We start from the raw sequence: 12,242 nt of genomic DNA on the forward strand, positions 1-12,242 counted from the left end.
TAAGTTCATCCCATCCACGCAGCGCAACTCCCCTCCGCCGTCCATCATGCTGGGCAAACTGATCCGTCTCCTCCCCTGGTTGTTGCTGGCCTGGCTTTGCCTGCGATTGCTGTCGCCCACGCTGAAAAGCGAAATCCATCGCGGCGTGCGCATTGCCGCCGTCATGCTGGTATTGATCAGCGCAGGCGCACTGCTCTGGCACCTTTTCCGATAAGGTCTGTCATATCCGGCAAACGGAAACGACTACAAAGACAGATAGGCGCATCGCGCCTGCCCACCCGGAGCCCTGCCATGCCACGCCTGCCTGTCGCCAGCGACATCCTGCCGTCCGAAATCACGCCCGAATCGGTCTATCTGAACCGCCGCCAATTGATGGCTGCCGGTGCGGGCCTGGTGGCCGCCAGCGTATTGCCCACCGCACGGGCCGCCGGAGAACTGGCCTACAAACCCGGCCGCTATAACGTGGGCGGCGAAGAAAAAAACACCTTCGAGCAAATCACCCATTACAACAATTACTACGAATTCGGCACCGACAAGGACGATCCGGCGCGCAATGCCGGCACGCTGAAAACCCGGCCGTGGACGGTGCGCGTGGAAGGGGCTTGTGAAAAGCCGCAAACCTTCGACATCGACCACCTGCTCAAGCTGGCACCGCTGGAAGAGCGGCTGTACCGCCTGCGCTGTGTTGAAGCGTGGTCGATGGTGATTCCGTGGGTGGGTTTTTCGCTATCCGAATTGCTCAAGCAGGTGGTGCCCACGTCGAAAGCCAAATTCGTCGAATTCACCTCGCTGGCGGATAAAAGCCAGATGCCGGGCGTGGTCGAGCACGTGCTGGACTGGCCGTATACCGAGGGCCTGCGTATCGACGAGGCCATGCACCCGCTGGCCATACTGGCCGTCGGCCTCTATGGCAAAGTACTGCCGAACCAGAATGGCGCACCGATCCGGCTGGTAGTGCCGTGGAAATACGGCTTCAAGAGCGCCAAATCCATCGTGAAGATCCGCCTGCTGGAAAACCAGCCCATGACGGCATGGAACAAGGCCGCGCCGCAGGAATACGGCTTTTATTCCAACGTGAACCCGGAAGTGGACCACCCGCGCTGGAGCCAGGCCAGCGAGCGCCGCATCGGCGAATTCCTGCGCCGCAAGACCTTGATGTTCAATGGCTATGCCAATGAAGTCGCCGGTTTGTACAAGGGCATGGATTTGAAGAAATTTTATTGAACGGGCACCTGCGCTTTGGCCAAGGCTGGTCGCGCAGAGCCAGCGTCATCTGGCTTCGGTGCCTGCAACGCAAACGCTAAATCCAGCCGCTGCACATATTCAGCCAGTCACTACCCCATGCGGCCAGCAAGCCGTGCAATGCTGGCAATCGCCGCCTCCATCTTCACGCGGGCGGACGAGTTGGCCGAATGCACCTTCAGCAGCGGCGGTACAAAGCCACGCGTCGCCACCTGCTCTTCCAGCCAGAGCAAAACGGTATAGCCGGTGCCGTGCGCGTCGTCGCCCAGGTCATGATCCAGCGACAGTTCGGTGACCTGCCCGTTTTCCAGCAGCGCAATGACCTCCTCCGGCCAATAAGTGCGCACCCAGCCCTCGGGCGTCGCCCTTTCATCATCCAGAAAAACCTTCATGCTTCACCCCTGCCGCACCAATACCGGCCACATCGTGCCACAGACAGTACGCAAAAAAAGACCCGCCACGAAGGCGGGTCGCACTCGGCCCTATGCTGAGCCTTGCTTTCCTGTTTGATATCAGGGCAGTTATCGACTTTATTCTGTTGCGCCGACTGCAGCCTGCGCCGCAGCCGGCCCAAGACTTACTGGTTGTACGCTTTCTCGCCGTGCGAGTTCACGTCCAGACCTTCGCGCTCTTCGTCTTCCTTCACGCGCAGGCCGATGGTCAGGTCAACCACCTTGTAGGCGATGAAGGACACGATGCCCGACCACACCAGCGTGACCAGGATGCCGGTGCCTTGCACTACCAGCTGGCTGCTGATCGAGTAGTCAGCGGCAACCTTGTTGGCCACGTAGTCCCACACGCCGGTACCGCCCAGCGACGGCGAAGCGAACACACCGGTCAGCAGCGCACCGAGGATACCGCCCACGCCGTGCACGCCGAATACGTCCAGCGCATCGTCAGCGCCCAGCAGTTTCTTCAGACCGTGCACACCCCACAGGCAGACCACGCCGGCAGCCAGACCGATCACGATCGCGCCACCCACGCCGACGAAGCCGGCAGCCGGGGTTACCGCAACCAAACCTGCCACGGCGCCCGAGGCCGCGCCCAGCATGGACGGCTTGCCCTTCAACACCCATTCGGCAAACAGCCAGGACAGCGTAGCGGCAGCAGTGGCCACCCAGGTATTGACGAAGGCCAGCGCGGCCGTGCCATTGGCTTCCAGGGCCGAGCCGGCGTTGAAGCCGAACCAGCCGAACCACAGCAGCGAGGCGCCAACCATGGTCAGGGTCAGGCTATGCGGGGTCATCGCTTCCTTGCCAAAGCCAACACGCTTGCCCACCAGATAGGCACCGATCAGGCCGGCAATGGCGGCGTTGATGTGCACGACAGTGCCGCCGGCAAAATCGAGCGCACCCTTCTGGAACATGAAGCCACCAGTGGCATTGGCTGCATCAGCTGCTGCTTGCGTGGTGTAGGCATCCGGGCCGGCCCAGTACCACACCATGTGAGCGATGGGCAGGTAAGCGAAAGTGAACCACAGCACCGAGAACACCAGGATGGCCGAGAACTTGGCGCGTTCAGCGAACGAACCGATGATCAGGCAACCGGTAATGGCAGCGAATGCGCCCTGGAACACGACATAGGCCAGTTCGGAGATCCCCACGCCCTTGCTGAAGGTGGCCGCGATCGAATCCGGCGTGACCCCCTTGAGCAGCACCTTGGAGAAGCCACCAATGAAGGCATTACCCTCGGTGAACGCCAGGCTGTAGCCGTAAACGACCCACAGCAAGGAGAGCAGCGAGAAGATGGTGAAGACCTGCACCAGCACCGACAGCATGTTCTTGCTGCGCACCAGGCCGCCGTAGAACAGCGCCAGGCCCGGAATGGACATCAGGATGACCAGTGCCGACGACACCAGAATCCAGGTGTTGTCGCCCTTGTTGACGGTATCGACGATGGGGGCAGCAGCCGGGGCCGACGCAGCAGCACTGGCCGTGGCAGCAGCAGGTGCCGAAGCAACAGCCTTGTCGGCCGCAGCGGCAGAGGCAGCCGAGGCTTCAGCCACCGGGGCCGAGGCAGCGGCTTCTTCAGCAAAGCTGGGTGCCGCGAAAGCGATCGCGCCGACCAGCGCGACCCACGCAAACAGTTTTTTCATGATTAGCTCTCTCCTGGCCTTGTTCTTAGATGGCAGCTTCGCCGGTCTCGCTGGTGCGGATGCGCAGCACGCTTTCGAGATCGAAGACAAAAATCTTGCCGTCGCCAATCTTGCCGGTGTGTGCGGCTTTTTCGATGGCTTCCAGCGTCTGGTCGAGCAGCGCGTCGGCAATGGCGATTTCCAGCTTCACTTTCGGCAGGAAGTCGACGATGTATTCGGCGCCACGGTACAGCTCGGTGTGACCCTTCTGGCGACCAAACCCTTTTACTTCGGTAACCGTGAGGCCTTGCACGCCAATGGCGGACAACGCTTCACGCACTTCATCGAGCTTGAACGGCTTGATGATGGCGGTAACGAATTTCATGACTGAGACTCCTGTGTGCCAAAGGTTGACGGGCTGAACATCAGCAGAAAGTGTGCCAGCGGTAAATTTCACATTTATTCAATCACTTGCCATGTGTCGGATTTTGCGCTGCACCGGGCTGGCGCGGCAAAATCGCCACGAACCAGTTTGGGGCACCACAATGGTGCGCAAACATGGTGCACGCGCTCACCGGCCCGGCTTGCCGCATCTGCTACACTCGAAGGTAACCCCACAACGCCACTGGAGCGCGCCATGATCAAGGAAAAAATCTTCGACGAAATCGCCGCCAAGGTCTCTGAAGCCATCGCCAACAGCCCCGCCAAGGATGTGGAAAAGAACATCAAGGCCATGATGGGCAGCGCCTTTACCAAGATGGATCTGGTCACGCGCGAGGAATTCGACATCCAGCAGGACGTGCTGGCCCGCACCCGCGAAACGCTGACCGCACTCGAAGCCCGCGTGGCCGCGCTGGAAGAAAAGCTGCTGGCCGGCAATCCGCAAGACAGCCTTTGAGCGCCTGCCTGCACGCTCTGCCTGTGGCTGCAGGCTGAACCGGCATAGACGCTAAAAAGCCCCGGAATGCCGGGGCTTTTTCATGGGTGGCCCCGCAAAAGCGCCTGATCCGTGCCACTGACGAGCGTCAGCGAGGCTCCCTCGCGGCGGCGAGGGCGGGGGGCGTGGAATCAAACAGGGAGAGCCGTTGTATCGCTTGCCGATCATGACTAGCCCCGGCTTGGCCGGGGGCTTGATGCCGCTTGATTCACCACAGCAGTCTGCAAGTAGCACAGGCTCGTGTGGCGAGGACGGGGGGTGTGGGGGAAATCAGGATTGAGCCGGTCTGCCGTCTGCCACACTCGCTTCGAACCCGGCTCTGCCGGGTACTTGATGCCGCCCCACCTGCCACTGCAGACTCCGGTCAACCCGGCTCAATGCCCAAAAATGGCCAGCGCCCACATCGCCGCCAGATTGGTCAGGCAGGCCAGCTGTGCCGCGCTGCCCAGATCCTTGGCACGCTTGGCCAGGTGGTGTTTTTCCAGCGAGGTATGGTCAACGGCGGCCTCGATGGCCGAATTGAGCAGCTCGACAATGATGGTCAGCAGGTGCGAGCCGATCACCACCGCGCGCCCCCAGGCCGGCAGATGCACCGAGAACGCCACGATGATGCCGGCCACCGCCAGCAAGGACACCTGCCGGAACGCGGCTTCGTTGTCCCAGCCGGCCTTGATGCCGTCGATGGAGTAACCCAGCGCATTGAGTACACGCTGGAAACCGGTTTTGCCTTTGAACGGACTTTCGGACACTCACTCGCTCCTTGTCGGAATGGCAAAGATATCGGCATAGCTGGTATAGCCGAACAGCATCATCACGGGCAGCATCGCCAGCAGCAGCGGCAATGCAACCGAGCCCAGCAGTGCCAGCCCCATGAATACGAGGCCCGCCACGCTCAGCGGCATGAGGTTGCGCCAGAAGGCGGTGGTGCTCAGCCGCACAGCCTCACCAGGTGTCGCACCTTTAAGCATCACGAGGGGAGCGGCAAAGTAAAACAGGCTCTGGATAGCCGCAACGGCGACCAGCATCGCCATGAGCAGCCAGGCCAGTGGGGTGACATCCAGGTTCAGCGTAGCGACATCGCTGCCGGCTTTGACCGCATCCTGCAGGCTCTTGAGCACCTTGTCGGCGCCCAGCGCACCTTCGATCAGACTCAGCCCCCCGCTCACCAGCAGGCTGACCAGGAAGTAGATGGCGCCGAGCCGCAGCAAGGGCTGCGGGGCCAGCCGGAAACCGGCAAACAGATCGATCAGCATGGGCTTTTCGCCCTCCACGGCCTTGGCCGCGGAATAACTGGTTCCGGCCAGCAGCATCGGGGTCAGCGTGGCAAACACCAGCAAGACAATGCTGTTTTGCATGGCAAACAGCGCAATGAGCGTGAATAACAGGCTCTGCAGCAGGAATACGGTCCAGTGCCGGCCAAACAGCCGGAATGCCTGCACGATCCACCGCCAGCCGGCGCTGGCCGGCAGGCGGCGGGGCTCGATGGATTTGTCGATGACAATATCGTCTAGTTGCATCCGTATGCTCAAATCACCTGAAGAGGCGCCCATGCTAACAAGGGGATGACCAATCGGCGAGTATGGCGGGCGATTGTGAACGGTACGTGACCGGCATTTTGCAGCCGGCCAGCCCCTCGCCGCGCCATCTACGGTGCAGGGGCGGAGCCCCCGATGCGACGAGGCCGCCAGCCAAATCGGGGGCCGCAGGGCTCACGCCGCCGTAGCCAGCGCATGGCGTGCGATCATCACCTCTTCATTGGTCGGAATCACATACACGCGCACGCGGCTGTCGGCGGTGCTAATGCGGTGCGGTGCGGCACTGCGCTGGCGATTGGCCGCGTCATCCAGCGCCACGCCCAGCCACGCCAGCTGCTGGCAAACGCGGCGGCGTACCTCGGCGTCGTTCTCGCCTATGCCGGCGGTGAACACCAGCGCGTCCAGCCCCTCGATGGCGGCGGCCAGCGACGCGGCCTCGCGCGCCACGTGCTGACAGAACATGCTGATGGCCAGCGCGGCACGCGGGTTGTCACTGGCGTGCAGGTCACGCATGTCGCTGGAGATGCCCGACACCCCGAGCAGGCCGGATTGCTTGTGCACCAGATCACTCACCTGCTCGACGCTCATCTCCAGGTGCGTCAGGCAATGGAACACCAGCGCCGGGTCAAAGGTGCCGGCGCGCGTGCCCATCATCAGCCCTTCCAGCGCGGTAAAGCCCATGGTGGTGGCCTGGCAACGGCCGGCCAGCAGACCGGCCATCGATGCGCCGTTACCCAGATGCGCCACGACGGTGCGCCCCTTGGCCGCTGAGGCATCCACCGCCGGCAGCACGCTGGCAATGTACTCATAGCTCAGACCATGAAAGCCGTAGCGGCGTATGCCATGCTGCTGGCTGAAGTCATAGGGCAGCGCGTACAGCTGCGCGGCCTCGGACTGGGTGCGATGGAAGGCGGTATCGAAGCAGGCCACCTGCGGCACGGCGGGCAGCAGCTCGGCCAGCACGCGCATGGGCATGATGTTGTGCGGCGCGTGCAGCGGCGCCAGCGCCACGGTTTCATCCAGCGCGGCCAGCACCTCGGGGGTGACGCACACCGGCTGGGTAAAGCTGCTGCCACCATGCACCACGCGATGGCCGATCACCGCCAGGCTGCGGCCATCGGTATGGCCACGCAGCCAGTCAAGGATGTAACGCAGCGCGGCGTCATGATTCTTGTGCCCGGATGGCGGCAGTGGCGTATCGGAGAGCTTTTCTCCCGCTTCGTTCTTGGCGCAAAAATGCGGTTCGGTGAAGATGCCTTCCACCTGGCCCTTGCACACCAGTTGCGGATCGGCCTGCGCGCCGAACAGCGAGAACTTGATGCTGGACGAGCCGGCGTTGATCACCAGCACCAGTTGCTTGTCGCGCGCGCTCATAGTGCCCCCTTGGTCTGCCCGGCCGCATGTGCCACCAGCGCCATCACCGCGCACGAGGCCAGTCTGGCCTTGGCATCGTCGGCGCGGCTGGTCAGGATGATGGGCACGCGCGCGCCCAGCACGATGCCGGCCGAATCGGCGCCGGCAAAATAGCTCATCTGCTTGGCCAGCATGTTGCCGGATTCGATGTCCGGCACCACCAGGATGTCGGCCTGCCCGGCCACCGGCGACACGATCTTCTTGGCCTTGGCCGCCTGCATCGAGATGGCGTTGTCGAAGGCCAGCGGGCCATCGAGGATGCCGCCGGTGATCTGGCCACGGTCGGCCATCTTGCACAGCAGCGCGGCATCGAGCGTGGACGGCATTTTTTCGTACACGGTCTCGACCGCCGACAGGATGGCCACCTTGGGCTGCGGGATGCCCAGCGTGTGCGCCAGATTGATGGCGTTCTGCGTGATATCCACCTTGGCGGCCAGATCGGGCGCGATATTGATGGCCGCATCGGTCACCAGCAGCGGGCGGCCATAGGCAGGCACGTCCATCACGAACACGTGCGACACGCGCTTGCCAATGCGCAAGCCGCTGGCCGAACTCATGGCCGCGCTCATCATTTCATCGGTGTGCAGGCTGCCCTTCATCAGTGCGCCGGCCTCGCCATTGCGGCACAGCTCGACGCCCTTGGCGGCGGCGGCATGGCTGTGTGGTACGTCGATGATGCGGGCATTGCCCAGCTCGAAGCCCTCCTTGGCTGCCACCGCGCGTATCTTGGCCTCGGGCCCGATCAGGATGGGCTCGATCAAGCCCTCCTTGGCCGCCTCCAGCGCGCCCAGCAGTGATTCGCGGTCACACGGATGCACTACGGCGGTGGGCACCGGCGGCAAGTTGGCCGCCTTGGCACGCAGGTGGGCAAATACATGATGCTGGCGCAGGGTGAGTTGCGGCGGTTCATCAAAGCGGTTCAGGCGTTTCTCGGTGGGCGGCACCACGGTGATCGGGCCGGTGGCGATTTCCTCGCCCTGCTGGTTGCGGCAGTGCACCTCGACCACCACCTGCTTGGAGACCTCGTGCTTCTCGGTGACCTCCAGCGAGATGGTCAGCACATCGCCCTCGTGAATCCAACCCAGCGATTTGAGCTGATGCCCGGCCAGCACCGAACCATTGCCGGGGAAGAAATTGGTCGTCGTCGACGAAAACAGCGGAAAGGCCCCCAGCGCAGGCACCGCCAGGTTTTCGCCCTCGCCACGGCTGCCGGCAATCATGCCGAACAGCGTCACATCACCAGCGCGGACCGTGTGCGTGCGCTCGTAACGCATGCCGGGCCGGATGTCGTCGAAAAGGATGTTCTCTTGGACCATGGGCAACTCACTCTACAGAATTGAAAAACGCGCAGCCTAAGCAGCGCAGAATGCATGCGTCTGATGAACTTCATGCTGCATTGCAGCTAAAGATAACGGAATCGGGCAATCGCAATACTGACCCCGATCAAGGCAACGCGTTCCATCCGTGACCGCGCAAGCGCCGCTGACAAAATCCAGTGCAACGGTGCTGGCAAGGCGCGCGAACGCAGACAGTACAAACGGATACGGCAAGTGAGCGCAACGCCGCCGGCAGGGTTTTGCCAGCGGTGCTTATTTCCACTTGATATTGCAGCCCACGCTGGGCACTTGCTCCGCCAGCGGCGGCTCACCGGCGGCCAGCGCAGCGACCGCACGGCGGATGTCGGCAGCGTCGGCCACGCCCTGGTTGGGGCGCGTGGCATCGAACTGGCCGCGATACACCAGCCGGCCCATGTCATCGAACAAAAACAGGTCGGGGGTGCACGCAGCGTGGAAGGCCTGCGCCACCACCTGTGTTTCGTCATGCAGATAGGGAAAGGTGTAACCCAGCACCGCAGCGGCCTTGGCCATTTGTGCCGGGCCGTCCTCGGGGTACTGATCGGCATCGTTGCTGGAAATGGCCACCATGCCCACGCCCAGTTGCCTGAACTCGGCCCCCAGCGGTGCCAGCGCCGGGTTGATGTGCTTTACATAGGGGCAATGGTTACAGATGAAGATCACCAGCAAGCCCTTGGGGCCGGCCAGATCGCGGCTGTGATGCAGATCGCCGTGACCGTCGGGCAGGGCAAAGGCGGGCAGCGGGCTATCCAGCGGCAACATGGTGGAGGGGGTCAGTGCCATCGTGCTCTCCCTGCCGGCCATCGCGCCCAGGGGCAGCTCAGACCGGCGTCAGTGCGTGTTCGACAAAGGCCGCCATCATGGCGGCGTTGGCTGCGATGCGCGGCGCGATGTGCTGCAGGCCGGGGGTTTCGGTACAGGCGGTGCGGGCGGCGCCGTTCTGCATCATCCAGGCCTCGAACGAGCTGTCGCGGTGGTTGAACACCAGGCCGTCCTGCACCGGGCAGCCATCCACCTCGCCATCGGCCAGCAGGGTAAAAAAGCGCGCGTTGGTATCGCGCAGGGTCAGGCTGAACGGCCCGGGCTGCGCCGCATGTTCAAAAGAATAGACATAGCCGTGCTGCTGCAACACGTCTTCATGACAACTGAGCACGCCATCGCGCCCCAGTTGCTGCAGCCGCGCCGCATGCGCCAGTAACAGCAGCCCCTCGCGCGATGGCGTTTCGCCACGCGGGTTGGCGGTAAAACCGCGATTGGGGTTCTCGCCCCAGGCGTTGAAACGCCGGCCGGCGGCAAAGCCGGTGCGGTTGACCAGCGGCAGGAAAGAGAGCCGCGCACGGGCAAACCAGTCATCCGGCGCGGTTTCCAGAAAGCGCAGCAAACCCCACGGGCCGGCCGGCTCTTCGCCGTGGAAGCCGGCCGCAATCAGCAACGCCGGGCCTTGCACCATGGGGCCGGACTGCAGCAGGCTGATCTGCACGCCCGAGGTATCGGCCAGCGTGGTATGCAACAGCCCGCGCCGCGCCGCCAGCGCGTCCAGTCGCTGGGTGAACGCCACCAGATCGTTGCTGGCGCAACCTTCGTCGGGCAGCTGCCAGACGTGGCTTTGTTCACCATCGCGGATCATTTCACTCATGCAGCTCTCGGGGCCGTAGTACGGGTGGATAGAAAGGGGTCAATCGGGCAGAGGCAGCGCCAGCGTTTCCTTGGCTTCTTCCATCACGATATAGCTGCGCGATTCTGCCGCCCCCGGCAACCTTAGCAAAATATCACCGAGCAGGCGCCGGTAGTGTGACATATCCGGCAATCTGGCCTTGAGCAGGTAATCGAAATCGCCGGCAATCAAATGGCATTCCAGCACCTCGGGAATGCTGGCAATCGTGTGACGGAAATCATCGAACACCTGGCCCGATTTGCGCTCCAGCCGCAGCTCGACGAACACCAGCAGCTGCGCGTCCAGCAACTTGGGGTTGAGCCGGGCGTGGTAGCCCATGATGACACCGCCTTCCTCCAGCCGGCGCACGCGCTCGGCACACGGCGTGGCGGTCAGGCCGACTTTCTCGGCCAGCTCGGTGATCGACAGCCTGCCATCGGCCTGCAGCGCCCGCAGGATGCGGTAATCGATGCGGTCAAGCTTGCGGCTGCCCTGATACTGGGTGCGCATGGTGCTTCCCTCCAAAAATCCCTTTAACTATAGCGAAAATCACTGGCTTACTCTCCATATACTGGTGTCATTCTCTGGATATATAGAGCATCTGCCATGCATGTCGTCATTATCGGAGCAGGCGTCGTCGGGGTGACCACGGCGCACTATCTGCGCAGCGCCGGTCATCAGGTCACCGTACTGGAAAAACTGCCGGGCGCGGCCGAAGAAACCAGCTTTGGCAACGCCGGCCAGGTATCGCCCGGCTATGCCGCGCCGTGGGCGGCGCCGGGTGTGCCATGGAAAGCCGTGAAGTGGCTGGTGTCGGAACACGCACCGCTGCGCATCCGCCCCGACGGCAGCTGGTTCCAGCTCGCCTGGATGGCGCGCATGCTGATGAACTGCAGCGAGGCCGCGTTCGAGCGCAACAAGCGCCGCATGGTGCCGCTGGCCGAATACAGCCGCGACAAACTGCGCGAGCTGCGCCGCGATCTGGGCCTGCATTACGAGGAACGCGCGCTGGGCACCTTGCAGCTGCTGCGTACCGAGAAGCAGATGTTCGCCGCCGAGCGCGACGCCGCCATTCTCGACCAGCTGGGCGTGCCGCACGAGCTGCTGGATACCGATGAACTGGCCGCCAAGGAACCGGCGCTGGAACGCGTGGCGCACAAGCTGGTGGGTGGCCTGCACCTGCCCAACGACGAAACCGGCGACTGCAAGCTGTTTACCGAACGCTTGGCCGCCCGCTTGGTGCAGCAAGGCGTGACCTTCCGCTATGGCGTGACGGTGGAGCAGATCGTTACCCGCAACCACCAGCTGCGCGCCGTGGTGCTGAACGATGGCGAGCCGGTGTATGCCGATGCGGTGGTGATCGCCGGCGGCTGTGCCAGCCGCGCCATTGCCGCGCCGCTGGGGCTGGATTTGCCGGTCTACCCGGTGAAAGGCTATTCGCTGACCATCCCGCTGCGCGACCCGGCCTCGGCCCCCGTTTCGACGGTGCTGGATGAAACCTACAAGATCGCGCTGACCCGCTTTGACAACCGGCTGCGCGTCGGCGGCATGGCCGAGCTGGTGGGCTACAACCGCCAGCTGGACCCCAAGCGCATCGAAACACTGAAAATGGTCACGCACGACCTGTTCCCCGATGCTGCCGATACCGCACAGGCCAGCGCCTGGACCGGCCTGCGCCCGATGACGCCGGACGGCACGCCGCTGGTGTGCGCCACCGACATCCGCGGCGTGTTCCTCAACACCGGCCACGGCACCTTGGGCTGGACCATGGCCTGTGGCTCGGCCAAGGTGGTGGCCGATCTGGTCAGCGGCCTGAAGCCGGAAATCGAAACCAGCGGCCTTTCGCTGGATCGTTACCACAGCCAGCCGCAAGCCGAAGCACCGCGCCATGGCGGGGTGCGGCCGGCACACGTTTGAGGACGAAACTTCACGCCCCAAAAAAACCCGGCCATGGCCTAATGCCAGTCAGTTAAGCCTGACTGGCATTTTTGTTTGGGTATTTCGCCGAACGCCGTTTGACCACTCGAGGATA

14 protein-coding genes are annotated in these 12,242 nt (G+C 63.1%); 4 read left to right on the forward strand and 10 right to left on the reverse strand.

The window, feature by feature from the left end; genetic code table 11:
- Positions 1-46: 46 nt before the first annotated feature.
- Complete coding sequence (locus B9A19_RS22600) at positions 47-214, forward strand: protein MIGRI (RefSeq protein ID WP_176216923.1); 168 nt, start codon at positions 47-49, stop codon at positions 212-214.
- Positions 215-291: 77 nt separating this feature from the next.
- Positions 292-1,224 (forward strand): protein-methionine-sulfoxide reductase catalytic subunit MsrP, encoded by a 933-nt coding sequence (gene msrP / locus B9A19_RS12950; protein WP_084091214.1) that lies wholly within the window; start codon positions 292-294, stop codon positions 1,222-1,224.
- Between the two features lie 110 nt (positions 1,225-1,334).
- Here msrP and B9A19_RS12955 read toward each other — a convergent pair whose 3' ends face one another.
- From B9A19_RS12955 to glnK, 3 genes are all read right to left on the reverse strand, one after another.
- Positions 1,335-1,634: a cyclic-phosphate processing receiver domain-containing protein gene (locus tag B9A19_RS12955; RefSeq protein WP_084091215.1), complete on the reverse strand. Its 300-nt coding sequence runs from the start codon at positions 1,632-1,634 to the stop codon at positions 1,335-1,337.
- Positions 1,635-1,819: 185 nt separating this feature from the next.
- Positions 1,820-3,337: an ammonium transporter gene (gene amt, locus B9A19_RS12960; protein WP_084091216.1), complete on the reverse strand. Its 1,518-nt coding sequence runs from the start codon at positions 3,335-3,337 to the stop codon at positions 1,820-1,822.
- A gap of 25 nt (positions 3,338-3,362) precedes the next feature.
- Positions 3,363-3,701, reverse strand: coding sequence for a P-II family nitrogen regulator (glnK, locus tag B9A19_RS12965; RefSeq protein ID WP_035061528.1), 339 nt, complete (start codon positions 3,699-3,701; stop codon positions 3,363-3,365).
- Positions 3,702-3,953: 252 nt separating this feature from the next.
- Here glnK and B9A19_RS12970 point away from each other — a divergent pair, with 252 nt between their 5' ends.
- Positions 3,954-4,214 carry an accessory factor UbiK family protein gene (locus B9A19_RS12970; protein ID WP_084091217.1) on the forward strand — a complete coding sequence of 87 codons (261 nt, stop codon included), beginning with the start codon at positions 3,954-3,956 and terminating at the stop codon, positions 4,212-4,214.
- 413 nt (positions 4,215-4,627) lie between these two features.
- On the opposite strand, the gene B9A19_RS12975 is transcribed toward B9A19_RS12970, so the two are convergent.
- The 7 genes from B9A19_RS12975 to B9A19_RS13005 all read right to left on the reverse strand — a co-directional run bounded on the left by B9A19_RS12975 (position 4,628) and on the right by B9A19_RS13005 (position 10,720).
- Complete coding sequence (locus tag B9A19_RS12975; RefSeq protein ID WP_084091218.1) at positions 4,628-5,002, reverse strand: diacylglycerol kinase; 375 nt, start codon at positions 5,000-5,002, stop codon at positions 4,628-4,630.
- Entirely contained in the window at positions 5,003-5,770 is a 768-nt protein-coding gene (locus B9A19_RS12980) for a BPSS1780 family membrane protein (RefSeq protein ID WP_084091219.1), read from the reverse strand.
- Between the two features lie 192 nt (positions 5,771-5,962).
- Positions 5,963-7,162: an acetate/propionate family kinase gene (locus tag B9A19_RS12985; RefSeq protein WP_084091220.1), complete on the reverse strand. Its 1,200-nt coding sequence runs from the start codon at positions 7,160-7,162 to the stop codon at positions 5,963-5,965.
- Positions 7,159-8,517 carry a bifunctional enoyl-CoA hydratase/phosphate acetyltransferase gene (locus B9A19_RS12990; protein ID WP_084091221.1) on the reverse strand — a complete coding sequence of 453 codons (1,359 nt, stop codon included), beginning with the start codon at positions 8,515-8,517 and terminating at the stop codon, positions 7,159-7,161. Before B9A19_RS12990 ends, B9A19_RS12985 begins: the two co-directional genes overlap by 4 nt.
- Positions 8,518-8,790: 273 nt before the next feature.
- On the reverse strand, positions 8,791-9,339 hold the full coding sequence (locus B9A19_RS12995; RefSeq protein WP_084091222.1) for a thioredoxin family protein: 549 nt from the start codon (positions 9,337-9,339) through the stop codon (positions 8,791-8,793).
- Between the two features lie 37 nt (positions 9,340-9,376).
- Positions 9,377-10,192 carry a M14 family metallopeptidase gene (locus B9A19_RS13000; RefSeq protein ID WP_217807059.1) on the reverse strand — a complete coding sequence of 272 codons (816 nt, stop codon included), beginning with the start codon at positions 10,190-10,192 and terminating at the stop codon, positions 9,377-9,379.
- Positions 10,193-10,231: 39 nt separating this feature from the next.
- Positions 10,232-10,720: an Lrp/AsnC ligand binding domain-containing protein gene (locus B9A19_RS13005; RefSeq protein ID WP_084091223.1), complete on the reverse strand. Its 489-nt coding sequence runs from the start codon at positions 10,718-10,720 to the stop codon at positions 10,232-10,234.
- Between the two features lie 96 nt (positions 10,721-10,816).
- On the opposite strand from B9A19_RS13005, the gene B9A19_RS13010 reads away from it, so the two are divergent.
- Positions 10,817-12,127: a D-amino acid dehydrogenase gene (locus tag B9A19_RS13010; RefSeq protein WP_084091224.1), complete on the forward strand. Its 1,311-nt coding sequence runs from the start codon at positions 10,817-10,819 to the stop codon at positions 12,125-12,127.
- Positions 12,128-12,242: the final 115 nt, after the last annotated feature.

This window comes from Andreprevotia lacus DSM 23236, from assembly GCF_900176275.1.
Lineage (GTDB): Bacteria > Pseudomonadota > Gammaproteobacteria > Burkholderiales > Chitinibacteraceae > Andreprevotia > Andreprevotia lacus.